Here is a 23,544-nt window from a genome sequence, read left to right as displayed (position 1 = left end):
GCACCGGGCTACTTCGACTTCGCGATCCGCCGCGCGATCCGCTCCGCGTCGATCGCCAGCTCCCGGAACATGCCGCTGATCGGGTTCGTGAAGCCGGTGAAGTAGAGGCCGGGGGCCTCGCGCGGGCAGCGGGCCCCGTGGACCACCGGCCGTCCCCGCTCGTCGAGGACGTCCAGGTGGCCGAGGAGCGGTTCGAGGGCGCGGCGGTAGCCGGTCGCGGCGACGACCGCGTCCGGGGCGATCCGGGTGCCGTCGGCGAGGACGACCTCGCCGCCTTCGAAGGCCTCGACGGCGGCGACGACCTCGACCTTGCCCGCCCGCACGGCGTCGATGAGGCCGACGTCCTGGACGGGGACGGCGCCCTCGCGCTGGCGGGTGGCGAGGCCGGTCGTGGGGCGGGGCAGCCCGTACGCGGAGAGGTCGGGGACGGCGACCTTGGCCATCAGGCCGCCCATGCGGTCGACGAGCGGGGCGGGGAGCCGGCGGACCAGGATGCCGGTGCGCTGGGCGGGCCAGCCGGCGGTGGTGCGGCGGACGATGTGCGGGACGGTGCGGATCGCGAGGCGCACGCGGGCGGCGCCGCCCTCGGCGAGGTCGGCGGCGATCTCGGCACCGGTGTTGCCGGCGCCGACGACGAGGACGTCCTTGCCCTCGTACGGACCGGGGTTGCGGTAGTGGCGCGCGTGGTTCAGTTCGCCCTCGTACGCGTCGCGGCCGGGCCAGTCGGGGACGTACGGGGTGTGGTTGTAGCCGGTCGCCACGACCACCGCGCGGCCGGTGAGCCGCCGCCCGCCCGTGGCGTGCAGGATCCAGTCGGCGCCGGACCGCTCGACGCGGTGGACCTCGACCCCGGTCACGACCTCCAGCTCGTGCTGCTCCGCGTACTTCTCCAGGTAGCGCACGACGTCGGCGCGGGCCACCCAGCGGCCGAACGAGCGGGGCATCTTCAGGCCGGGGAGCGCGGAGAGCCGCCGGGTGGTGTGCAGTCGCAGCCGGTCGTAGTGGGCGCGCCAGGAGGCTCCGACGGCGTCGGACTTCTCCAGGACGACGGCCCGGACTCCCCGGGCGCCCAGGGCGGCGGCGACGGCGAGTCCGCCGGGTCCGCCGCCGATGACGTACACGGGGTGCGCGGGGGGTCTAGGAGGGGTGGTGATGGCCATGAATGCTGAGCGTAATGACGTGTACACGTAGTGGGTCTCGGTCAAGAGGGATTTCGGTTGCGAATCGGTCACGTCCGCGCGGTCCGTGCCCCTCCGTGCCCCGCCTCTTGCGCTCCGCGCCCACCCTGCGCTGAACTGACGTACCGTCAGATCAGGCTCTCCGAGGGGGCGCTCATGCAGACCGTCTGGCTCACCGGCGCCGAATGGCTCGCCGTCCTCCGCATCGGCCTCGGCCTGTGGTGGCTGGAGAGCTGGCGCCACAAGGACAAGAAGGGCTGGTTCGAGCGCGGCACCGGCATCGCCTGGGCCGCGGACGTCGCCGGCAAGCACCGCTGGCCGCAGGTCAAGAAGGGCTTCGAGACCGTCGTCGCCCCCCGCCCCAAGCTCATGGCGTACGTCGTCGTCTACGCCGAACTCGCCCTGGGCCTCGGCCTGGTCGTCGGCTTCCTCACCCCGGTCGCCCTCGTCGGCGGCCTCCTCCTCAACCTCCTCTACCTCGTCCTGATGATCCACGACTGGGCCGAGCAGGGGCAGAACGCGATGATGGCGCTCATCTCCCTCGTCGCCCTCTTCGCCGTGTCCTGGCAGACATGGTCCCTCGACCACGCGATCGGACTCTTCTGATGACGGCGAAACCCGCGACGCCCGCGAACTCCGCGACGGCCGCCACCCCCGACATCGACGCCTTCACCCGCCCCTACTGGGACGCCGCGGCCGAGGGCCGACTCCTGCTGCGGCACTGCGCCGCCTGCGACCGCGCCCACCACTACCCGCGCGAGTTCTGCCCCCACTGCTGGAGCGAGGACGTCCGCTGGGAGCAGGCGAGCGGCCGGGCCACCCTCTACACGTGGTCGGTCGTCCACCGGAACGACCTCCCGCCGTTCGGCGAGCGCGTCCCGTACGTCGCCGCCGTGGTGGACCTCGCCGAGGGCCCGCGCATGATGACCGAGGTCGTTGGCGTCCCTCACGGCGACCTCCGGATCGGGATGGACCTGGAGGTCGCCTTCCACCCGGAGGGCGACGTCGCGGTGGCGGTCTTCCGCCGCCCGTCGTCAGAGGGCTGAGATGTTCCGCCAGAGCTGGGTGGCGCCGGAGCCGCAGGTGTAGGTCATCGCGAACGGGCCGGCCGTCAGGCACCGCCCGTCGCTCATGTTCCTGAAGGTGCGGCCGGCGGAGGTGGAGGTGAGGACCTTCCAGGACTGGAGGCTCGCTCCGTTGCAGGTGGCCGTGGTGACGGTGGTGTTGCCGGCGGGCTGGAGGCAGCGGCCGGACTTCCGGCTGATCAGCAGGAAGGTGCCGTTCGCTCCGGGGGAGTAGGTCCAGGAGTACCAGTAGGTGGTGCCGCTGTTGCCGGGGGCGCCGCACTCGGCCGAGGTGACGACGACGCCGAAGGTCGCTTCGTACTCGGCCAGGCAGTTGCCGCTCGACCCGTTCTCCAGCGAGTACGTTCCCGAGGGCGCGGACCCGCCGGTCGGCGAGGGCGGCGGGGGCGCGGGCCTCGTGGTCGCCGGAGCGGGTGGCCGGGTGGTCGTCGAACCACCGGAGCCGGACCCTGAACCGGACCCCGACCCGGACCCCGACCCGGACCCCGACCCGGACCCCGACCCGGAGCCGCCGGGGACCGTGGTGCTTCCGCCGCCGCCGGGCAGCGTCCCGCCGCCCGCGCCGCCGCCCGCACCGCCGTCGGCGGGCGGGGGCGGAACGGGGGCGCCGGGGGAGGCGCCGGGCGGGGTGGAGGCCGGCGGCTTCGAGGACGGGGCCTTGGAGGAGGGCGAGCCGGGGGCGCTGGACGGCGGCACGGCGGCCGGCTGCGAGACGGTCGCGGAGGCGGAGGGCGAGGTGCTGGGGCCCGCGCCGAGGCGGCCGATCTCGTACGGGCCGAGGGCGACCGTGAGGGTGGTACCGGTGGCCACGACGACGGGGACGGCGAACATGACGAAGCGGTTGCGGCGCTTGCGCTGCCCGCCCGGGGCGCCCGGGCCGGCGGCGGCCAGCGGGTCGGGCGAGGCGGTCGCGGGCTCCTTCCCGAGCCGCGGGGTGAGCGAGGCGGTCGCGACGTCCTGGGAGGGCTCGGCCTCCTCCAGCTCCGTGAGGTGCTCGGCGGTCGGCGTCTCGGCGGCGAAGGCCGCGCGCTCACCGATCCGCTCGGCGACGGCCGCGGGCCAGGCGGCGCCCGCGGCCCGCTCCTCGGCGAGCCCGACGAGCTCCTCGGCCGTCGGCCGCTCCTCGGGGTCCTTCGCGAGGCATTTCCGTACGAGCTCCGCCAGTTCGGGCTCGTCGCCGGCGAGCCGGCCGAAGTCGGGCTCGCCGTGGACGACGCGGTAGAGGAGGTCGGGGCCGGAGCCGTCGCCGAACGGGGGCCGGCCGTTCGCCGCGTACAGGAGGAGGCTGCCGAGGGCGAAGACGTCGGCCGCGCCGGTGAGGCGGCGGTCGGCGACGGCCTGCTCGGGGGCCATGTAGGCGGGCGTGCCGATGACCATGCCGGTCTTGGTCAGCCGGCTCTGGTCGGCGGCCCGGGCCACGCCGAAGTCGATGAGGGAGAGGCCGTCGTCGGTGAGCATGATGTTGGACGGCTTGAGGTCGCGGTGCACCATGTCGGCGCCGTGGACGACCCGGAGTCCGGCCGCCGCGTCCCGGAGGAGCCGCCAGAGGGCGGCGCCGGTGAGCGGGCCGCCGTTGAGCCGGACGGCCTCGTTGAGGGTGATGCCGGGTATGAACTCGGTGGCGAACCACGGCGGTTTGGCCGTGCGGTCGCTGGCGAGGAGCTTGGTGTTCGCCCCGGCGGGCAGTCGGGCGAGGTTGTCCAGCTCGTGCCCGAAGTGGCTCAGGAAGTCGGGGTCCTCGGCGAGTACGGGAAGGACCCGCTTCACCGCCGCGAACTTGCCCGGCACGGCGCCGAGGTACACCCGGCCCATCCCCCCGGACCCGAGCACCCCGAGCAGCCTGAACGCCCCGATCCGTCGGGGATCCCCCGGTTCCAGCGGCATGGCCCCGCTGCCGGTCAGACCGTCAAAACTAGAGTCTTGTTCCAGTTCCCCCTGCATGGGGCACACAGTAGCCGAGCCCCCTTCCGATCTGAACATCAATCAGATGAAGGGGGCTCGACATCAACTACACCTCAAAAGAAGCGAGTTGGCGGGGTTGTCCGGAACTTCCTAGAACCAGTCCCGGTCGGTCATCGAGTTCTGGAAGTAGTTCTCCGCGCGCGGCTTGAACGGCGCCTGCCAGTCGCCCGTCCCCCCGTACCAGTACATGCGCGCCGTCGGGTCGGACTTGTCGAACGCCACGAGGTCGTTGCGGCCGTCGCGGTCGATGTCCCCGGTGCCGACGATCCGGGCGTACGTGTTCCAGCCGGTGCCGATCTTCGTGCGGGGCGCGAAGGTGCCGTCGCCCTTGCCGAGGTACTGCCAGAGGGCGCCGTCCTTGTCGCGGGCGACGAGGTCGCCGGCGGGGGCTCCGGCGATGTTCCCGGTGGCGGTGATCTGGTTGTAGACGCCCCAGCCGGTGCCGATCTGCTTGCGCGCGCCGAGGGGCGCGTTGTAGTTGCCGGTGGCGGGGTACAGCCACAGCCCGCCGGCCGTGTCCGTGGCGAGCACGTCGGGTCGGCCGTCGCCGGTCAGGTCGCTGCCGCCGACGATCTTGTCGTAGATCTGCCAGCCGGTCCCGATCTTCACCGGGGGAGCGAACGCGAGGCTCCCCGTACCCGGGTGCATCCACAGGCCGCCGCTCTTGTCACGGGTGATCAGCTCGGGTGCCCTGCTCATCCCGCCGAAGTCACCGGGCGTCACGAACCGGTCGTAGGCGCCTCCCCAGCCGGAGAGCGTGGCGCCCTTGAACCAGTTGAAGCCCTGCTGGAGCGGCAGGTAGGAGCCTTCGAAGACCGACACGTCCCCGGTGGTGGAGTCGACCGCGAACAGGTCCGGCGAACCGTTGTCGGAGAAGTCGTGCGACTTCGGTGCCCGGACGACCTTCATCGTGCCGTTCAGCCCCACGCCCTTGCCGACCCCGTCGAGGGGGAGGACGCTGATCTGCCAGACGTAGTCGCCGTTGGGGACGTCGCCCCACGGGGTGATTCCACCCTCCCAGACCGAGCGGTTCCCCTGCCACGTGAGGGTCATCTCCCCGGGGCCGGTCGGGCCCTCCGTGGGGCGGAGCTCGCTCGTCCACTCCGTGACCAGGGGCGTCGCCGCCTTCGAGATCATGACGGTCACCCGCACGTTGCGACGGCTCACGCCGATCGTGAACGGGACGACGCCCTGGTTCTTGTCGAGGTCGAGGACCGCCGGGATGTCAGGGCCGCTCGTCACGGAGACACCGGTCTTCTCCCCGGTCCCCGCGACCAGCTCCCGCGTGACCGAGGCGCCGCCCCGCACCCGGTACAGCCCCTCGCCCTCACCGTCGACCGCCGACCCGCCGCGCACGAGCAGCGAACCGTCCGGGGCGGCGGTCACACTGGTCACGTGGTCGATCCACGGCGTCCACCCGGACGTCCCGTTCAGCGGGACCGCCCTCGGACGCTGCCGCGCCTCGAACGGATCGGTCACGTCCTCCCCGTAGACCACCCACCCGTCGACGAGGCCCACCTTCATCGCGCCGCCGGTGTTCAGCGTCCGCGACGCACCGGACTGCCGCTCCACGACGATCAGCTGGTCGTCGAAGTAGCCGTCCGAACGCGGCTTGTGGTGCACCCACGCCACGTGCGTGGCGGACAGTGCGGCCGACTGCCCGTAGCCGACCGGACCCTGGTTGGCGTACGTCTCCGTCACCGCCCGCGTCGCCAGGTCCACCACTGCGAAGTGGCTCTTCCCCGCGGACTTGTAGCCGACGAGCGCGGTCCCGGGGATCCCGGCCGCGAAGGTCAGCGCACTCGCGTCCGCCGGCAGCCCCGTCACGGCGTGGTTCCCGGTGCTGCCGTCGGCCTCGTGGGTCACGAGGTGCAGCAGGGTCCCGCCGTCGGCGGGGGCCACGCTCGTCAGGACGGTGCCACCGACCGCGCCGATCGGCGTGTGGACGCCTCCGCCCAGCGTGTTGATCGCGATGTCCACCGGCGCGGCACCCGTCGCCATGTCCCGGAGCCGGACCGTGTTGATCCCGGGCCGCGTCACGACCACGTCGGACGCGGCGCCGAGCACCTCCTCCTGGCCCAGGTCGCTCGTCGTGCCGTCGGCGAGACGCGTCCAGCGGTACTCACCGGCGTCGCTCTTGCTCAGGAAGCCGGTCTCACCCGCGCTCACGACCTCGGACGCGAGCGGGAAGGCGACCGAGGCCTCGGCGCCGGTCACCGCCACCACGGCCGGGGTCCCGGCGACGGCCACGGGGGCCGCGACGAGGGTTCCGGCGGTGACGGCCAGGGACGCCGCGATGGCGGCGGTGAGGAGTCTCGACCGGGACGTGGTGCGGCGATCTGTGAGCGGCAAGGCTCGGTTCCTTCCGTGAGTGGGACGAGGGAATGCGTCGTGGCGGGGGAGCGGGGGCGCTAGAACACGAGGAGCGCGTCCCGCGCGGCCGCCGACTTGGCGATCCGGGGGCCGAAGGGCGCGCTCCAGCTGCCCGTGCCCTTGTAGACGTAGACGTTCTTGTTCGGGTCGGACGGGGTGCGGACGTAGGCCATCAGGTCGTTGTGGCCGTCGTTGTCGAGGTCGCCGATGGCGACGATCCGGCTGTACGCGTTCCAGCCGCCGCCGATCCTGGTGCGGGGCGCGAAGGTCCCGTCGCCCTTGCCGAGGTACTGCCAGAGGACGCCGTCCTTGTCGCGGGCGACGAGGTCGCCGGCGGGGGCTCCGGCGATGTTCCCGGTGGCGGTGATCTGGTTGTGGACGCCCCAGCCGGTGCCGACCTTCTTGCGGGCGCCGAAGGGGGTGTTGACGTTCCCGGTGCCGGGGTACAGCCACAGGACGCCCGACTTGTCGGTGGCGAGGAGATCCGCCTTGCCGTCGGCGTTCACGTCGCTGCCGCCGACGAGCTTGTCGTAGATCTGCCAGCCGGTGCCGATCCGGGTGCGGGCCGAGAGCCAGTTCCCGGACGTACCGACGCCCTGGTAGAGCCAGAGGTAGCCGCTCCTGTCCCGGGCGACGACGTCGGGCGCGGTGGTGCCGCCGAGGTCGCCGGGGACCGAGACGCGGTCGTAGATGCTCCAGCCGGTGCCCCAGCGGGAGTCCCAGCCGGTGACGTCCTCGTTGTGGATGAGCTCGCCCGCCGCGTTGATGCTGAGCAGGTCGGGGACGGCGTTCGCCGTCCAGTCGTGCGGGCGGGGAGCGCGGGTGACGGTGAACGTGCCCCTCAGCTCCACCACCTTCCCCACGCCGTCGGTCGGCCAGAGCTCCGCCTTCCACTCGTACAGCCCGTTCGACGCGGTCCCGCTGGACCTGTAGTCGCCGGTGCCGTAGTCGTAGCTGCCGTCCCATCGGACGCGAAGGGATCCGGGCGTGCTGGAGGAGCCGTTGCCCTGCCACATGTAGGAGTAGTGGTCGATCTGCCCGGGAGGCGAGATGATCATGTGCACCGCCACGTTGGGCTTGTCCACGTCGAACGTGAACACCGCGGGGCGGTTCTTGTCGAGGTCGACCACCTCCGGGACGTCGTACCCCGTCACCGAGAGCTGGGTGACCTCGCCGCTGCGGGCCACCAGCTGCCGGCCCACCTCGCCCTCGCCCGCCGTGACGCGGTACAGCCCCTCGGCCTCGCCCTCCACGAGCGAACCGCCCCGGACGAGCAGCGTGCCGTCGGGCGCGCCGGTGAGGCTGGTGGCGTGCTCCAGGAGCTCCTTGCCCGGGGCGCCGACCAGCGACCTGGCGACGAGCGGATGGCGGTCGGCGCCGGGGGCGACGTCCTCCCCGAACTCGAACACCACCCAGGAGCCGGTCAGACCGACCCTGACCTCGGAGGCGATCCCGGCGGAGAACCGCTGCGTGACGCCCGGCCGCCTCCGGTCGGCGACGACCACGACCGGCTGCGGGTACCCGTACCGGGGCGGCGTCTGCTCGACCCACGCCACATGGGTGGCGGAGAGCGCGGGGGACGGGGACGTCCGTGCCGGGCTCGGGTTCTCGTACGTCTCGACCACCGCGTACGTGGCCAGGTCGACCACGGCGTACCAGGTCCTGGTCTCGGACACGTACGAGACGAGCGCGGTGCCGGGGATGGCCGACCGCATGGTGATGCGCGTGGCGTCAGCGGGTATCCCGGTGACCACGCGGTTCAGGAGGGTGCCGTCCGCGTCATGGGAGAGGACGTGCAGCACCTCGGTGCCCGTGACGGTGTGGGCGGACGTGAGGACGGTCGATCCGACCGCGCCGATCGCGATGTTCACCCCGCCGCCGAGCCCCGCGAGGGGCACCTCGACGGGCGCCGCCCCGGTCGCCATGTCCCGGATCTGCACGACGTGGTCGCCGGTCTGCGTGACCACGACGTCGGAGGCGGCCCCCAGGGCCGGTCCTCCCGCACTCGCGAGGACCGTCGAGGTTCCGTCGACGTAGCGGGTCCACCGGTACTCACCGACGTCGCTCTTGCTCAGGAAGCCGGTCTCGCCCGAGCTGACGATCTGTGACGTCTTCGGGAAGGCGATCACCTCGTCGGCGGAGGCCGTGGAAGTGGCGGTGGCGGCGGATGCCCACACGGCGGCCGGGCTCGCGGCGACGGCGACAGGGGCCGACGCCAGCGTGCCCGCGGTCACGGCCAGGCTGACGGCGACGGCCGCCGTCAGCCGCCGGGACCGTGAAGTGACGCTCGATACGTGGGACAACGCTGGCTCCCTGCGAGTTCGTGAGGGCGCGAGGCGCGCCACACCCAAACAGACATGCGAGGACAGCCAGGGGTTGTACGGAGATCAACTACGGGTCCGCGCGGGGGCGGCGTGGCTCGGTTCGGCGGCCGTCGGGCCGGTGGGTGGGGCAAGGCGAGGCCGGGCATCGGTCGGGCGTGTGTGGCGCAGACGCTTCTCCGACGCCCCCGCCTGGATCTCGCCGCCACCGGCGTGGCCGGCCTCCTGCTCGGTTTCCTCGGCCTGCCGGTCTTCGTGCACTCGCCCACGGCCGCCCGAAGACGGCGCCGACGGTCACCACGACCACCCCCGCCGTCGGGACGACGACGCCGAGCGCACCCCCCACCACGACGGCGACCCCGACTCCCAGCACCACCCCACCGCCCACGGCGAACCCGGCCGACGTCTACAGGACCCAGACCGTGGACCTCACCGAGGACTACGGCTTCGCCCTCGACCAGCTGTGCCCCGTCAGCCGCGACGACCAGGGGAGATCTACTGGTACTCCAGCTGACTGAAGACCGACACGGCACAGTTCGTCGTCCTGGACCGCAAGGAACCCAGCAGCTACGAGACGTGCAGCACGGTCACCCGCTTCACGAGCCGCTCCAGCGTCTGGAGCAAGGTGGGCGACCGCTTCTGCCTCATCGCCCCGACAGGCCTCATCGCCCTCGCCGAACTGGTCGACGGCGGCCGTGACGCGGACTTCGCCCGCCTCAAGCTGACGATCCGGCACGGCACTTGCTGACGACCTGCCCACCTCGGAACGGCCGAGCGCCGCACACCCACGGGCCGGGGCCGACCTCAGCGATCCGGAAACCGCGACACGCCGACGAGGACGGTTCCGGCGAGGAAGAGCCCGCCGCCCACCGCCACGAGCGTGGCGAGGACGCTTCCCGACGGCGCGAAGGCGAGAACGCCGAGGAGACAGCAGAGGCCGCTCCCCACCAGCACCTGACCTATCCCGTGAGGCACGGGCCGCAGAACCCGTGCTCGCTCCCAGGGATGAATCCACCCGGTGACCAGCTCGACCACCCCGCTGATCGCCACCGCCAGGGACAACGCGAGGAGCGCCCCCGCCACCACGTACTGCATGCCGCCTCCCACGCGTTCGTTCCCGGTACGCGGAGTTGAGCGGGGTTGTTCGCGTCCCACCCCCACCGGGCACTCCCGCCCGGGAGACCTAGACGGCGCCGGCCCGCTCCAGGATGTGCGGTGCCGCCTCGGCCAGGGACGTGAAGTGCCGGTGGGCGCCCACGTCGGCGGTCCCGTTCACGGACCACACCGTCATCCCGGCGGCCAGCCCCGACCGCACCCCCGACGGCGCGTCCTCGATCACCAGACACTCCGCCGGATCCGCGCCCAGCTTCTCCGCCGCCATCAGATACGGCACCGGCGACGGCTTCCCCTCCGTCACCGACGCCGCATCCACGATCAGCCCCGGCAGCGGCAGCCCGGTCCTCCCGAACCGCCCCCGCACCCGGTGCTCGTAGTTCGACGTCACCAACGCCCACCGGCCCTCCGGCAGCCCGCCGAGCAGCTCGGCTGCCCCCTCGAAGGCCCCGTACGTCCCCGTACGGACGTCCTCGTCCTCCAGCTCGTGCAGCAGGGCCAGGCACTCCCCGGGGTCCGCGTCCGGCACCACCGCCGCGAACGTCTCCACCGGCCGCGTCCGCAACGCGACCGCGTACACCTCGTCCCCGTCGAGCCCGTACCGCGCGGCCCACTCGTGCCACATGCGCCGCTGGTTCTCGACGGCGTCCACCAGCGTGCCGTCGACGTCGAAGAGAACGAAGTTCTTGGAGATCACGCCCCGGATGCTACGTCCACGAACGCGGCCCAGGAGGAGGGGGATACGGCGAGCTGGGGGCCGTGGGGGTTCTTGGAGTCGCGGATGTGGATGAGGGTGGGGTGAGCGGCGATCTCGACGCACTCGCCGCCTTCAGCGCTGCTGTAGCTGGACTTCTGCCAGTCGTAGGCGACTTCGATGCAGTTGCCGCCCTCGGCGTCGCTGTAACTGCTCTTGAACCAGGCCAGTTCCGTGGTGTTCATCGTTCTCCCAGCAGTTTCTCGATCCAGGCCAGGGACTCGTGAGGCGAGAGTGCCCGCGCGCGGATGATCCCATAGCGCTCGGCGTAGGTGCGCGCCTGTTCTGGCGCGGTGATCAGCCGAGCGTGTCCGTAGATCTCCGTGTACGCGACCTCCCGCCGCCCCGGCGGTGTCAGCAGGGTGAAAGCGCCGCCCAGGTAAGGATGTTCCGCCTGGTCCTGAGGCATGATCTGAAGCTCGATCGTGCGGCGCCGGGCTACCGACAAGATGCGGCGCAGCTGCTCGCGGTGGACGTCGGGTCCACCGAACGGCCGGAGCAGGACGGCGGCCTCCAAGACGAAGCTGATCGTCGGCGACGGCCACTTGTCGAGGATCATCTGGCGGGAAATGCGGTCCGCAACCCGCTTCTCGACGGTCGCCTCGTCCAGCATGGGGCGGCGGTTCTCGAAGAGATACCGGGCGTACGCCTCCGTCTGAAGGATTCCCGGCACTGCCTGCACCTCGTAGTAGTGCAGCGCCACCGCCTTCGCCTCCGCGTCCGCGAAGTCCTGGAACCAGTCCGGATGTCGGGTCCGCGCCCGCGCCAGCGCCTCCCGCGCGTCATCCGCCGCCGCAGCGAGCACCCCACCCGCGTTCAGCACCGGGTCGACCAGGATCAGAAAGTCCGGCTGTGGAACCCGTACGCCCCTCTCGATCGACGAGATCAAGTCCTCGCTGCAATGCGTGACGGCGGCCAGCTCCGCCTGGCTCAGCCCCGCGTTCCGCCGCAGCACTTTGATCATCTTTCCGAGCGCACGGAAGAGGTGCGCCGTCCCGTCCACCTCGGAGGGCCGTTCCGGCCGCTCCTCCACGTTCCCCGACATCCGTACCGCCCTCGTGGCGCACCCGTACAGTTACCCAGCGTCGTCGCGTCGCTGCTGGTCAGGGTACGGCGGGGGCCCCAGGCTCGGGGGCATGAAATCCGAAACCTCCACCCCAACCGGCGAGTTCACGCTCCGGCTCTCGGCGACGCGCCGGGGCGCGCGATTGGCGCGGTTACTGGCAGTGCAGCAGCTCCAGGACTGGGGCGTCAGGGGAAGCGCCGCCGACTCCGCCGCCCTGGTCGTGGCCGAGCTGGCCAACAACGCGGTCCAGCACGGCAGGGTGCCGGGGCGGGACTTCGAGGTGCGGATGGAGCGGGCGGACGACCACGTGCACATCGAGCTGTCCGACGCGCGGGGCGCGCGGCGGCCGCAGCCGCGCCCGGAACCCGACGAGGGCGGCTACGGGCTGCTGCTCGTGGCCGCCCTCGCGACGGCGTGGGGCGTGAAGGGCCGGTGTGTCGGGAAGACGGTGTGGGCGGTCGTCAGAACCTGACGTCCGAAGCGTCGCCCAGTCTTTCGTCGAGCTCGCGGGCGGGGCCGAGCGGCCGGCGCCAGTCGCCGGTGCCCGGGTACCGGCGTACGACGTCGGCGTGGTCGACGGCGAGCAGGTCGTTGAGGCCGTCGCGGTTGGTGTCGCCGATGCCGATGACGTCGCGGTACGTGTTCCAGCCGGTGCCGATCTTCGTGCGGGGCGCGAAGGTGCCGTCGCCCTTGCCGAGGTACTGCCAGAGGGCGCCGTCCTTGTCGCGGGCGACGAGGTCGCCGGCGGGGGCTCCGGCGATGTTCCCGGTGGCGGTGATCTGGTTGTAGACGCCCCAGCCGGTGCCGATCTGCTTGCGCGCGCCGAGGGGCGCGTTGTAGTTGCCGGTGGCGGGGTACAGCCACAGCCCGCCGGCCGTGTCCGTGGCGAGCACGTCGGGTCGGCCGTCGCCGGTCAGGTCGCTGCCGCCGACGATCTTGTCGTAGACCTGCCAGCCGGTGCCGATCTTCACGCGGGCGCCGAGGGAGTGGCCGGTGCCCGGGTAGAGCCAGAGGAGTCCGCTGTAATCGCGGGCGATCACGTCGGCATGCGGTGTACCGCCGAGGTCGCCGGGCGCCACGAGCCGGTTGTAGATCTGCCAGCCGGTGCCGAGCTGTGAGATCTCTCGTGAGTAGACGGTGTTGGTGAGGAGTTGGCGGACGTCGTAGGACTTCAGCCGTCCCGTGTGGTCGCGGAAGAGGAGGTCGGGCGTGCCGCTGTCGGAGAAGTCGTGCGGTGCAGGCGGGTTCGTCAGCGTGAAGCGGCCAGTCTGTTCGGCTGCCGGTCCGATGCCGTTGCCGGGGGTGGCCGTGATGCGCCAGGCGTATTCACCGTTGAAGGCGGCGACGCCGTTCGTGAAGGTGCCGTTCCAGTCCACCCAGCGGTCGGCGGTGCCGACGCGGTACTCGCTGGACCACGTCCTTCCTGACGCCACATGGGTCAACGTGATGCCCGACTCGGGGGACCACCGGTTGAGGGACCACCGGAGGGCGGCGGTCCCGCCGCTCTTGCTCAGGTCGACGACAGTGGGGATGTCGGTGCCCACGATGCCGGTGGCGGTCGGCTCGCCGGTGGTCGCGAGGAGTGTCGTCTCCGGCTTGCCGCTCGCGCTGACGGCGACGCGGTAGAGGCCCTCGTTCTCGGTGAGCGAGCCTCCGCGTACGACCTGGGTGTCGTCCGGTCCGATCGTGGAGCTGACGACGTGGTCCAGGAGCGGGAACGTCTCGCCGGTCTTCAGGGAGCGGGCGGTCAGGGAGTAGAGGGGATTAGGTACGGCGTAGTCGATGCCGTTCGGCACCGCGTACGTCACCCAGTCGCCCACCAGGTCGATGACGAGCTTCGCCCCGCGCCCCACCGGAAGGTGCTCGGGCTCGGTGTCCGGGGCGTCGTCCCACCCCGCGACGGCGACCGACAGGTTCCTGTTCCCCATCCAGTCGGGCGCGGACGCCTCCACCCAGGCGAGGCGCGTGTCCGACACGGTGAGGTTGGTCAGGGCTCCGGGGGCGGGCGATTCGCGGTCCCGGGTGATCGTTCCGGAGGCGACGTCCACCAGCGCGACGCGGCGGTGCGGTGAGCCGTCGACGGTTCCCGAGTACTGGACGACCAGGGTGTCCGGGGCGGACAGGACGACGGAGTCGAGTACGGCGTCCGCCGGGAAGCCGGGGACCGTGCGGTCCCGGACGGTGCCGGCGGGGTTGTCCACGAGGTGGAGGTCGGCGCCGCCGGTGGCGTTGGGTGCCGTCATGGCGAGGGTGGTGCGTGAGGTGGCGCGGATCCGGTAGGACGCGAGCGGGCCGCCGACGTCGATGGAGACGGGGTCGGCGCCGGTCGACATGTCGTACAGCTTGTGGGTGGTCCCCTCCACGGTCTTGACCACGTCGGTCCCGGCGCCCACGCCGATGCGGGCGGGGAACACGGTCGTGGCACCGTCCGAGTAGCGCGTCCAGCGGTACGTCACCTGTGTCGGACCGGATTCGGCGGTGGCGAAGCCGGTGGGTCCGGCGCTGAACAGCGTGCCCCCCACGGGGAAGTGCGCGGGCACCCCGTCCGCCGCCGTGCCGGCAGCGACCGGGCCGCTGCCCGGCACCGCCGCCACCGCCGGTGCCGCCAGGGTCCCGGCCGTGACGAAGAGCACCACCGCGACGGTGGCGGCGAGGCGTCGGCGGGACGTACGCGTGTGGTTCAAGGGGTGTTCCTTGCCGGGAAGCGCTGGAAGCGTTGGGAGGAGTGGTGGAGGGAGGGGGCGCCGTCGATGACGAGGCGCCCCCGGACGTCGAGAGACCCTTGGGTCAGAAGACGATCGTGTTGACGCCGGTGTTGTTCAGGACGTCGGTGCCGGTGTTCGGTGCCAGGGGGGTGTTCAGGTTCCCCGTACCGGCGTAGAAGCCGGAGCGGAACGTGAAGAGGTCGTTGCGCCCGTCCTGGGTGGCGTCGCCGAGGGGGACCAGTTCGCCCTGCGACTGCCAGCCGGTGCCGATCTTCGCGCGGGGGGCGAAGGTGCCGTCGCCCTTGCCGGGGTACAGCCAGAGGGCGCCGGTGGTGTCCGTGGCGATGAGGTCGCCGGCTGCCGTGCCGCCGATGTTGCCGGTGGCGCCGATGTGGTTGTAGATGCCCCAGCCGGTGCCGATCTTCTTGCGGGCGCCGAGGGGGGTGTTGACGTTGCCGGTGCCGGGGTAGAGCCAGAGGCCGCCGGTGGTGTCGGTGGCGAGGATGTCCGACTTGCCGTCGTTGGTGAGGTCGGAGCCGCCGACGATGTGGCTGTAGACCTGCCAGCCGGTGCCGATCTTCGCCCGCGGGGCGAAGCCGCCGTCGCCCTTGCCCTGGTAGAGCCAGAGGTTGCCGTTCTTCTCCCGGGCGAGGACGTCGGGGGCGGACGTGCCCGCCACGTTCCCGACGGACTCGATGCGGTCGTAGATCTGCCAGCCGGTGCCGACGACGACCGGCTGACCCGCCGCGAGCAGGCGCTTGGTGCCGGGGTCGTAGGCGGTGTCGACGCGGCGCAGGATGCCGGAGCCGTCCCGGGTGAAGAGGTCGGGAGAGCCGTTGTCGTCGAAGTCGTGGGACTTGGCGGTGCGGACGACCTTGAAGGCGCCGGACCGGGAGACGTCGGGGCCGATGCCGTTCTGCGGCTTCGCGTGGAGGGACCAGGTGTAGTCGCCGTTGTGGGCGGACTTCGCGGCCTCCCCCACCGGTGCGTCGAAGACGCCCGCCCAGCGCATGCCGAAGGTTCCCTCGGTGCCGGGATCGACGATCAGCTTGCGGGTGTACGTCCGGCCGCTGCGCTGGTGGGTGAGGGTGATCGTGACGTCGGCGTTGGGCCGGGACAGCTGCCACTTCAGGTCGACCTGGCGCGTGAGGTCGAGGTCGACGGTGGCCGGGACCTGCGCGCCGAGGTAGGTGAGCGCGGTCGGCTGGTTCGTCGTGGCGACGAGCTCGGCGGCGGGCTCGCCGCCCGTGCCCATCGCGACCCGGTAGAGGCCCTCGCCCTTGTCGACCGTGCCGCCGCGCACCAGGAGGGTGCCGTCGGCCGCGGCCGCCGTGGAGGAGGCGTAGTCCGTCAGCAGGACGGGGTCGTTGACGGGAACCGGATCGGTGGCTTCCGTGGCCGCCAGGTTGAGGGCCATCAGCTGCGTGTCGGGGAACTTCCCGGGCTCGGTGAGCCTGCTGGGCACGCCGTACACCAGCCAGTTCTTCACCAGGCCGAGGTGGTACCCGTCGGCGGCGTTCGCGGCGATCCGGCTGACCTTCTTCGTCGCGCGGTTGACCGTGACGACGGCGGTCCCGTCCGGGCCGGAGTCCATCCAGGCGACATGGCTGGCCGACAGGGCGAGACCACTGCTGAGGTAGCCGGCCGTCGTGGCGGGGTACGTCTCCACGGCCGCGCCGGTCTCCAGGTCGATGACGGCCCGTGCGGCCGTCGGCTCCTCGAAGGTGCCGGCGGAGTACCCGACGATCACCTTGCCGTCGACGGCGGGCGCGTTGGTGAAGAAGCTGTGCGCGGTGCCGGGCAGCCCGGTGACGGTGCGCTGGTGCTTGGTCCCGTTCTCGTCGGTGACGATCAGCAGCCGCTCAGTGCCGAGCTCCGTCGGCCGCTTGGCGAGGACCGTCCTCGGCCCGACCGCCTTGACGTACGTGGCCCACAGCGAGCCCAGGTCGAACGAGACGGACTCGGCGGCCGGGTTCCCGAGGTCCCTCAGCGTCACCGAACGGAACTGCCGTGCCGGGGACATGTCCCCGCGCACGAAGATGTCCGTCCCCGTCGTGTCCCACCCGGCGTTCGCCGACGTGAAGTCGGTCGCCTCCGAGCCGTCGTACGGCGTCCAGCGGAGCTGCGCGTTGCCGTACTGGTCGTTGGGGCCCTGAGACAGGAAACCGGTGGTCCCGGCGCCCGAGATCTTCGCGTCGACCGGGAACGGGACCGGGGTGGCGGCCTCCGTCGCACCGGTGGTGACCACGGCGGGGGACGAGGTGGCGGCGAAGGCGGCCGGGGCGGCTGCCGGGACGCCGGCGGTGACCGCGAGGACGGCGGTCACGGCGACGGCGAGGCGGCGGGAGGGGAGTGCGGAGGGCAAGGCGTTCCCTTCAGCGGGCGGCGCGGTACGCACACCTGTGCGTACCGAGGTGTCAGACTCTTGATCAGGAGGGGTGGTTGTACGGAGAGGGCTGCGCAGTTGCAGCCGAAGGCTCACGCGAAGAGGTCGAAGGTGCGGTCGGGCCAGCTGGAGAGCACGCCGACGATTTCCGGCCTCGCGAACGGGGCCTTCCAGGAGCCGGTTCCCTTGTAGAGGACGGCGCTGTCGCGGCCGCCGGCTTCGGAGGCGTACAGGTCGGGGCGGCCGTCGCGGTTCGCGTCGCCGATGCCGAGCAGCTGCCCGTACCCGTTCCAGCCGGTGCCGATCTTCGTGCGGGGCGCGAAGGTGCCGTTGCCGAGGCCGAGGTACATCCAGAGGTCGCCGTTCCTGTCGCGGGCGACGAGGTCGCCGGCGGAGGCTCCGGCGAGGTTGCCGGTGGCGGTGATCTGGTTGTACGTGCCCCAGCCGGTGCCGATCTTCTTGCGGGCGGAGAAGGGGGTGTTGGCGTTGCCGGTGCCGGGGTAGAGCCACAGGCCGCCGGTCTTGTCGGTGGCGACCAGGTCCGGCCGGCCGTCGCCGGTGAGGTCGCTGCCGCCGGTGAACTGGGCGTAGACCTGCCAGCCGGTGCCGATCCGCACCCGGGAGGCGAGCGGGGTCTTGGCGTTGCCGGTGCCGGGGTAGAGCCACAGGCCACCGGACCTGTCCCGGGTCACGACGTCGGCGACCGCCGAGCCGCCGAGGTTCCCGGCGGCCTCGATCCGGTCGTAGATCTGCCAGCCGGTGCCGACCTGCCGCATCGGTGCCTGGCCGAGCTGGTTGAAGTCCGGCGGGTAGAAGGATTCGCCGATCAGCAGCCGACCGGCGGTGTCCCGCGCGAGGACGTCGGGCGAGCCGTCGGCGTCGTAGTCGTGCAGCCCGGGCTTCCGGGTGACGGTGAACGCACCGGAGGCCTTGAGGGTCGGGCCGATGCCGTTGAGCGGCTCGGCGGTGATCTGCCACGTGTACGGGCCGCTGGGCGAGCCGGTCCAGATGTCGGGCGTGTTGTTCCAGCCGAGTTCGCCGTGCCAGGTGAAGCGCATCGGCTGGGGGTAGTCCTCGCCGAGCGTGGAGGGCAGGACGCTGTCCGTGCGGGACTCCCCGGTGCGCGTGTTGCGGATCGTGACCGACATGGACACGTTGTTCCGGCTCAGCCGCCACGCCATGTCGAGGCGGCCGCCGTTGCGGTCGAGGTCCACCGTGCTCGGGACGTTGTGGCCGAGCAGCGCGACACCGGTCGGCTCGCCCGTCGCGGCGAGCCGGGTGGCGACCGGGGTCCCGTCGGCCCCGGGGGCGATCCGGTACAGGCCCTCCCCGCCCGAGGCGGTGCCGCCGCGCACGCCGAACGTGTCGCCGGGGCCTTCGATGGCCGACACCGTGTGGTCGAGGAGCTTGCGGGTCGTGCCGTCGGTCAGCCGGCGGGCCGTCAGGGCGTGCAGCGGGCTGGCGGGGAAGTCCCCCAGACCGCCGGGCCGCGAGTACGTGACCCAGTTGCCGACCAGGTTGACGACGAGCTTCCCCGGCTCGGGCATCGTGGTGCGCTGGACGGTCCTGCCGGTGGCCCGCTCCATGACGACCACGGTCGCGACGTCGTTCGCGCCGTACTCGGTCCAGGCGACGTGGGTGGCGGAGAGGGAGGACGGGGAGCTCTCGCCGGAGGGGTCGCGCAGCGGGGTGACGGCCGCCGTCCTCAGGTTCAGGATCGCCCAGTGGGCGCGGGCGGTCCCGCCCGAGCCGGTCGTGTAGGAGAGCAGGACGTCGTCGCCCGCGGCGCTGTGCGTCTGCAGCCCCGTGACGTCCTTCGGCAGCCCGGTCGCCGTCCGCTTCACCGGTGCGGCGTCGCCGGGCTCGTAGAGGTGGAGTTCCCTGACCCCGTCGGCGTTCACGCCGGACAGGAGGAGGGTCGAGCGGACGGCCCCGACGTACTGCGCGCCGGCGCCCACCTGGCTCGAACCGACCGAGAGGAGCGACGCGCCCCCGGCCGCCATGTCCAGGAGCGTGTAGCTGCTCTGGCGCCAGATGGACACGACGATGTCCGAGTCCCGCGAACCGAACAGGAGTGACCCGGTCGGGAACGTCGTCACCGCGCCGTCTTCGAAGCGGGTCCAGCGGGCGATGTTCGGATCGGCGGCGTCCCAGGTCAGGAAGCCCGTCGAGCCCAGGCTCCAGAGGCTGTCACCCGGCCCGTACGGCACGGTCGCCGCCGTGTTCGCCGGCGCGGCCTCCACCGTGCTCGCCGGCGCGGTCTCCGCCGCCGTGGCCGCCACGGCCGGTACGGCGGCCGGCAGGCCGGCCGTGACCGAGAGCGTGACGAGGACGGCGGCGCCGAGACGGCGTCCGGACAGGCGTGAGCGGTTCGTCGAGCGGTCCATCGAGCGGTCCCTCCCCAGGGGCGGCCGCGGCGTCGTGGACGCGCGGCCGTGATGCATGGAGGCGGCCGGTGGTACCCCCCGCCGGAACATCGCCTCGCATGAAGATCGACCGGAGGTTATCAGCCACCGCTGACACGCGTCACGGGATTACGCGGCTTGTCGGCTGCCACGAAACGCTGCGGCACGCCGGGCGTGTCGGGGGCGCGGGGTCGGCCCCGGCACGCCGGGTCAGCCCCGCCGCTCCACCACTCCCCGCACGTACGCGGCCTGCCCGGCGTGCTGGAGGTCGTCGGCGACGACGGAGACGAGGCGGACGCCGAGGGTGACCGGGGGGTCCCAGGAGGTGTCGACGACGCGGTCGAGGTCGGCGTCGGTGACGGTGGCGACCAGGGCGGCGGTGCGGGCGTGGACGGCGTCGTGGTAGCCGAGGAGGAGGGCGGCGGGGACGCGGACCTGGCCGACCTGGGCGGTGGTGTGGCCGTAGCCGGTGGCGAGAGGGGGAAAGGGCAGGTCGAAGCGGGTGGACCAGCCGTCGGAGGTCCAGAGCTGGTCGGTGGCGAAGGCGTCGGAGAGGTGGTCGTCCTGGATGCGGGTGAGGTGCCAGACGAGCCAGGCGATCGTGTTGGCGTCGGGGTCGACGCGGGCGGTGAGCTGCTCGTCCGTGAGGCCGTCCACGGCCTCGTGGACGGCCTCGCGGATCCGGCCGAAGGAGTCGACCAGCAGGGCGGCGCTGTTCATGGGGGCTCCTCTGGGGGGAGGCCGTCCGGGCGGGGGCCTCGGTGGCGGCCCCGCCGGGCCGGTTCCCTCCGTGGACCCGGCCCTTCCATGGAGCCCTAAGCCCGTTCCCGCCGCCACCGCTCGACCGCCGCGTCGACGTCGAAGAGTGTCAGGTTCAGGGGCGGGCCGGCCGGCGGGCGGCGCAGTGCTTCGGAGATCTTGGTGTTGATGTCGCCGAGGATGCGGCGGACCTGGCGTTCGGAGACGGCGGAGGCGACGGCGGCCTCCGCGTCCTCGGCCTCCTTGCGGAGGGTGAGGGAGGGCGGGAGGACGGAGGCGCCCTCGCGGTGCATCTTGCCCTTGATCCACCACAGCTCGTCGTAGGGGGCGGAGTCGTCGGGGAGGGGCTTGCCGAAGCCGGCCAGGTTCCTGAACTCGCCGCGCGCGGCGGCCTCGCGGATCTGCCGGTCCACGAACGACTCGAAGTCGACGCCGGGCGGTTTCCGTTCGGTCATGTGTCCAGCCTACGTAACCGAGGTGGTACGAGTGTGGGTTTCGCGGGCCGCTGCGACCCGCGATCTTCCGGCACGCCGTGGTGCGTTCAACGCGCGTCGACCCTTGTCCCGCCTCGCCCCACACCCCCCACCGGGGCGGGGAACGCGGCCGTGGTCGACCGCGGTGGCGGCTGGAAGGCGTACTGCTTCCCAGCGTGATCCCGAACTGCTGACCGGACCGGAAAGGCAGGAGCCCCGCTCGTGCCGTGAGACACGGAGCGGGGCTCCTTGGGTACTGCTCTAGTCGTGCGTGTTCGCCGACCCAGGCACCTTAGGCCGGGGAGACGTTCTCCGCCTGCGGGCCCTTCGGGCCCTGCGTGACGTCGAAGGTCACGAGCTGGTTCTCCTCGAGCGAACGGAAGCCGTTCGCGTTGATCGCGGAGTAGTGGACGAAGACATCCGGGCCGCCGCCGTCCTGGGCGATGAAGCCGAAGCCCTTTTCAGCGTTGAACCACTTCACGGTTCCGGTAGCCATGAGCCCTCCTATGGGCCAAAGGGTCGCCCTGCTCCAGAACCTGCAAACAAGTCTGAAAACTACAAAAGCCTGCGGGTCACATGCTCCGCAGGCTCTGTACTGCAAGGGAAACCAAACTGCAACTTGCGTCGAGCGTAGCACGCAGGACGCTCGGGGCGGTAGAGGGAAAGATCACTTCACCCACATGTTTGATCTTCTTCCGCGTGCTGACGCACGAGCCTCCGGGAGCGCCCCCGCGGACGCCTCCGGGAGTACCCCTCCGGAGCCCCGGCGATGCCCACGGTACGAGACGGGTCTAGCCTCACGATGTGGACAATGCAACCGACGACCACCAGCGCAGCCGGCCCCGCGTCGGACACATCCAGTTCCTGAACTGCCTCCCCCTGTACTGGGGGCTCGCGCGCACCGGCACGCTCCTCGACCTGGAGCTGACGAAGGACACGCCGGAGAAGCTCAGCGAGCGGCTGGTCCGGGGCGACCTCGACATCGGGCCCATCACCCTCGTCGAGTACCTCAGGAACGCGGAGGACCTCGTCGCCCTCCCGGACATCGCCGTCGGCTGCGACGGCCCGGTCATGTCCTGCGTGATCGTGTCCCAGCGCCCCCTCGAAGAGCTGGACGGCGCGCGCGTGGCGCTCGGCTCCACCTCGCGCACCTCCGTCCGCCTCGCCCAGCTGCTGCTCTCCGAGCGGTACGGGGTCGAGCCCGCCTACTACACCTGCCCGCCGGACCTCGGCCTGATGATGCAGGAGGCGGAGGCGGCCGTCCTGATCGGCGACGCGGCCCTCCGGGCCTCGCTCCACGACGCGCCCCGGCTCGGCCTCCAGGTCCACGACCTCGGGCAGATGTGGAAGGACTGGACGGGCCTGCCGTTCGTCTTCGCCGTGTGGGCGGCCCGCAAGGACTTCCTCGCGCGCGAGCCGGAGACCGTCCACGACGTGCACCGGGCCTTCCTGGCCTCCCGCGACCTCTCCCTCGAAGAGGTCGCCAAGGTCGCCGAGCAGGCCGCCCGCTGGGAGACCTTCGACGCCGAACTCCTGGAGCGGTACTTCCGCACGCTCGACTTCCGCTTCGGCCCCGAGCAGTTCGCCGGGGTCCGCGAGTTCGCCCGCAGGACCGGCGCCACCACCGGCTACCCCGCGGACGTCACCGTCGAACTGCTGTCGCCCGCCCACCACTAGGGGCGGGCCGCGGGGGCCGTCCACGCCGCGCCCGGGCCGGGGCCCGTCTACGCGGTGCCCCGCCCCACCGCGCCGCCGTCCGGCACCGGGGGCTGGAGGTGCCTGCTGATCCACTCGATCGAGCCGGCCTCGAGACCCCGCATGTAGGTACGGGCGTTGTGCCCGCCGCCCGGTATCACCTGGAGCCGGCTCTTCACCGGGCCCTTGGTGTACGTACGGATGAACCGCCTCACCTTCGGCCCGAGGCCGGTCTCCCCGGAGCCGAGCTGGAAGGCCAGGTACACGACGTTGCGGGGGAGGTCCGGGCGGCGGCCCAGGGCCGCCGCGAGGCGCCCGGGGTCGTTCGCCCGGCGCTCGCGCTCGTGCCCCCGCCACAGCGGCGAGTCCGGCACGGTGTCGGGCCCCGACGCGATGACGGCCTTGAAGCGGTCCGGGTGCTTGAGCACCGACTTGAGGCCCACGAAACCGCCCGACGACGACCCCATGAACGCCCAGCCGTCGCGCGACGCGAACGTCCGGAAATTCGCGCGGACGAAATCCGGTACGTCCTCCGCGATCCACGTCCCCATTCTCGGCCGGCCCGGAATATCGCTGCCGTCGTAGTAGTGGTCGAAGTCCGGATTGAGGACGGGCATCGCGACGATGAACGGAAGGCTCTTTCCCGCCCGGGACCACCGCGAGATGCCCGCCTGGAGCCCGAGGTCCGTCCCGCGCCAGTAATTCCCCGGATATCCGTGCCCGCCCGGGAGCGCCACGAGGACGGGGAAGCCGCTGTGCGCGTACCGGGGGTCGAAATACTGCGGCGGCGCCCACACCCACACCTTGCCCGTGAATCCGGACTTCCGGCCCGTGAGCGTCGTGACCCCGATGCGCGTGCCGTCGTCCACCGACCCGGCGACGGTGAACCGCGCCAGGGGGCCCGTCGGGTACACGGTGACCGGCTGCCCCGGCGCCGCCCTCGGGCCCGAGAGCGGACCGCCGAAGACGAGCGGCACGCCCCCGCCGCCGTCCCGCGCCCCGAGCAGGGCCAGCGGCGCGGCGAGCGCGAGGGCGACCGCGAGGGAGCGGAAGGCCCGCGACGCGCCGGGCCGCCCGCCGGGCGCGTCGTGCGGTCCGGGCGCGTCGTGCGATCCGGGCGGTCCGCCGGGCGCGTCGGGCGGTCCGGGCACGTCGTGCGGTCCGGGCGCGCCGGGCTCGCGACAGCGGGACCTCCGGGACGACGGGCGTGCCATGGTGCGACTCCGGTTCCTTCGGGGCGGATCGGGTGATTCCGAAGGAAGAGAGGGG

The 23,544-nt window shown here is 72.2% G+C and carries 20 protein-coding genes; 5 read left to right on the top strand and 15 right to left on the bottom strand.

The features are described 5' to 3' along the window. Positions 1-8 precede the first annotated feature (8 nt). On the bottom strand, positions 9-1,160 hold the full coding sequence (locus ACIQFX_RS06425) for a flavin-containing monooxygenase (protein WP_402459385.1): 1,152 nt from the start codon (positions 1,158-1,160) through the stop codon (positions 9-11). A 174-nt stretch (positions 1,161-1,334) separates the two neighbouring features. On the opposite strand from ACIQFX_RS06425, the gene ACIQFX_RS06420 reads away from it, so the two are divergent. Both ACIQFX_RS06420 and ACIQFX_RS06415 read left to right on the top strand, forming a co-directional pair. Then, complete coding sequence (locus ACIQFX_RS06420; RefSeq protein WP_402459384.1) at positions 1,335-1,784, top strand: DoxX family membrane protein; 450 nt, start codon at positions 1,335-1,337, stop codon at positions 1,782-1,784. Further along, positions 1,784-2,224, top strand: coding sequence for a Zn-ribbon domain-containing OB-fold protein (locus ACIQFX_RS06415; protein ID WP_402459382.1), 441 nt, complete (start codon positions 1,784-1,786; stop codon positions 2,222-2,224). The genes ACIQFX_RS06420 and ACIQFX_RS06415 overlap by 1 nt, the downstream gene beginning before the upstream one ends. Here the strand turns inward: ACIQFX_RS06415 and ACIQFX_RS06410 are convergent. The 3 genes from ACIQFX_RS06410 to ACIQFX_RS06400 all read right to left on the bottom strand — a co-directional run bounded on the left by ACIQFX_RS06410 (position 2,213) and on the right by ACIQFX_RS06400 (position 8,901). After that, the gene (locus ACIQFX_RS06410) at positions 2,213-4,204 is read right to left on the bottom strand and encodes a protein kinase (protein ID WP_402459381.1); all 1,992 of its coding nucleotides are present in this window, start codon (positions 4,202-4,204) and stop codon (positions 2,213-2,215) included. The genes ACIQFX_RS06415 and ACIQFX_RS06410 overlap by 12 nt on opposite strands. A gap of 111 nt (positions 4,205-4,315) precedes the next feature. Further along, complete coding sequence (locus ACIQFX_RS06405; protein ID WP_402459379.1) at positions 4,316-6,577, bottom strand: FG-GAP repeat domain-containing protein; 2,262 nt, start codon at positions 6,575-6,577, stop codon at positions 4,316-4,318. A 59-nt stretch (positions 6,578-6,636) separates the two neighbouring features. Next, positions 6,637-8,901 carry an FG-GAP repeat domain-containing protein gene (locus ACIQFX_RS06400; RefSeq protein WP_402459377.1) on the bottom strand — a complete coding sequence of 755 codons (2,265 nt, stop codon included), beginning with the start codon at positions 8,899-8,901 and terminating at the stop codon, positions 6,637-6,639. A gap of 643 nt (positions 8,902-9,544) precedes the next feature. On the opposite strand from ACIQFX_RS06400, the gene ACIQFX_RS06395 reads away from it, so the two are divergent. After that, entirely contained in the window at positions 9,545-9,667 is a 123-nt protein-coding gene (locus tag ACIQFX_RS06395; protein WP_402459375.1) for a hypothetical protein, read from the top strand. 56 nt (positions 9,668-9,723) lie between these two features. On the opposite strand, the gene ACIQFX_RS06390 is transcribed toward ACIQFX_RS06395, so the two are convergent. The 4 genes from ACIQFX_RS06390 to ACIQFX_RS06375 all read right to left on the bottom strand — a co-directional run bounded on the left by ACIQFX_RS06390 (position 9,724) and on the right by ACIQFX_RS06375 (position 11,831). After that, positions 9,724-10,014 (bottom strand): hypothetical protein, encoded by a 291-nt coding sequence (locus ACIQFX_RS06390; RefSeq protein ID WP_402459373.1) that lies wholly within the window; start codon positions 10,012-10,014, stop codon positions 9,724-9,726. Positions 10,015-10,102: 88 nt separating this feature from the next. Continuing rightward, a complete protein-coding gene (locus ACIQFX_RS06385) occupies positions 10,103-10,729 on the bottom strand; it encodes an HAD family hydrolase (protein WP_402459371.1) in 627 nt (208 codons plus the stop codon). Further along, positions 10,726-10,971, bottom strand: coding sequence for a DUF397 domain-containing protein (locus tag ACIQFX_RS06380; protein ID WP_402459369.1), 246 nt, complete (start codon positions 10,969-10,971; stop codon positions 10,726-10,728). The genes ACIQFX_RS06385 and ACIQFX_RS06380 overlap by 4 nt, the downstream gene beginning before the upstream one ends. Then, positions 10,968-11,831, bottom strand: a complete 864-nt coding sequence (locus ACIQFX_RS06375) for a helix-turn-helix domain-containing protein (RefSeq protein WP_402459368.1) — start codon at positions 11,829-11,831, stop codon at positions 10,968-10,970. Before ACIQFX_RS06375 ends, ACIQFX_RS06380 begins: the two co-directional genes overlap by 4 nt. A gap of 91 nt (positions 11,832-11,922) precedes the next feature. On the opposite strand from ACIQFX_RS06375, the gene ACIQFX_RS06370 reads away from it, so the two are divergent. Next, entirely contained in the window at positions 11,923-12,324 is a 402-nt protein-coding gene (locus ACIQFX_RS06370) for an ATP-binding protein (protein WP_402459366.1), read from the top strand. On the opposite strand, the gene ACIQFX_RS06365 is transcribed toward ACIQFX_RS06370, so the two are convergent. From ACIQFX_RS06365 to ACIQFX_RS06340, 6 genes are all read right to left on the bottom strand, one after another. Next, positions 12,314-14,536: an FG-GAP repeat domain-containing protein gene (locus ACIQFX_RS06365; protein ID WP_402459365.1), complete on the bottom strand. Its 2,223-nt coding sequence runs from the start codon at positions 14,534-14,536 to the stop codon at positions 12,314-12,316. The two genes, ACIQFX_RS06370 and ACIQFX_RS06365, sit on opposite strands and share 11 nt — an antisense overlap. 103 nt (positions 14,537-14,639) lie before the next feature. Further along, a complete protein-coding gene (locus ACIQFX_RS06360; protein ID WP_402459363.1) occupies positions 14,640-16,922 on the bottom strand; it encodes an FG-GAP repeat domain-containing protein in 2,283 nt (760 codons plus the stop codon). A gap of 113 nt (positions 16,923-17,035) precedes the next feature. Beyond that, positions 17,036-19,330 (bottom strand): FG-GAP repeat domain-containing protein, encoded by a 2,295-nt coding sequence (locus ACIQFX_RS06355; RefSeq protein WP_402459361.1) that lies wholly within the window; start codon positions 19,328-19,330, stop codon positions 17,036-17,038. Between the two features lie 228 nt (positions 19,331-19,558). Next, positions 19,559-20,068: a DUF664 domain-containing protein gene (locus ACIQFX_RS06350; protein ID WP_402459359.1), complete on the bottom strand. Its 510-nt coding sequence runs from the start codon at positions 20,066-20,068 to the stop codon at positions 19,559-19,561. 95 nt (positions 20,069-20,163) lie between these two features. After that, positions 20,164-20,562 (bottom strand): DUF1992 domain-containing protein, encoded by a 399-nt coding sequence (locus ACIQFX_RS06345; protein ID WP_402459357.1) that lies wholly within the window; start codon positions 20,560-20,562, stop codon positions 20,164-20,166. Between the two features lie 310 nt (positions 20,563-20,872). Continuing rightward, positions 20,873-21,076: a cold-shock protein gene (locus ACIQFX_RS06340; RefSeq protein WP_015035453.1), complete on the bottom strand. Its 204-nt coding sequence runs from the start codon at positions 21,074-21,076 to the stop codon at positions 20,873-20,875. 308 nt (positions 21,077-21,384) lie between these two features. Between ACIQFX_RS06340 and ACIQFX_RS06335 the strand changes: the two genes are divergently transcribed. Beyond that, on the top strand, positions 21,385-22,257 hold the full coding sequence (locus ACIQFX_RS06335) for a menaquinone biosynthetic enzyme MqnA/MqnD family protein (protein ID WP_402459355.1): 873 nt from the start codon (positions 21,385-21,387) through the stop codon (positions 22,255-22,257). Between the two features lie 47 nt (positions 22,258-22,304). Here the strand turns inward: ACIQFX_RS06335 and ACIQFX_RS06330 are convergent, their stop codons facing one another. Then, the gene (locus tag ACIQFX_RS06330; protein ID WP_402459353.1) at positions 22,305-23,489 is read right to left on the bottom strand and encodes an alpha/beta hydrolase; all 1,185 of its coding nucleotides are present in this window, start codon (positions 23,487-23,489) and stop codon (positions 22,305-22,307) included. Between the last annotated feature and the right edge of the window lie 55 nt (positions 23,490-23,544).

The organism is Streptomyces sp. NPDC093089 (assembly GCF_044754405.1).
Lineage (GTDB): Bacteria > Actinomycetota > Actinomycetes > Streptomycetales > Streptomycetaceae > Streptomyces.
This window is presented reverse-complemented; position numbering and strand designations above follow the sequence as displayed.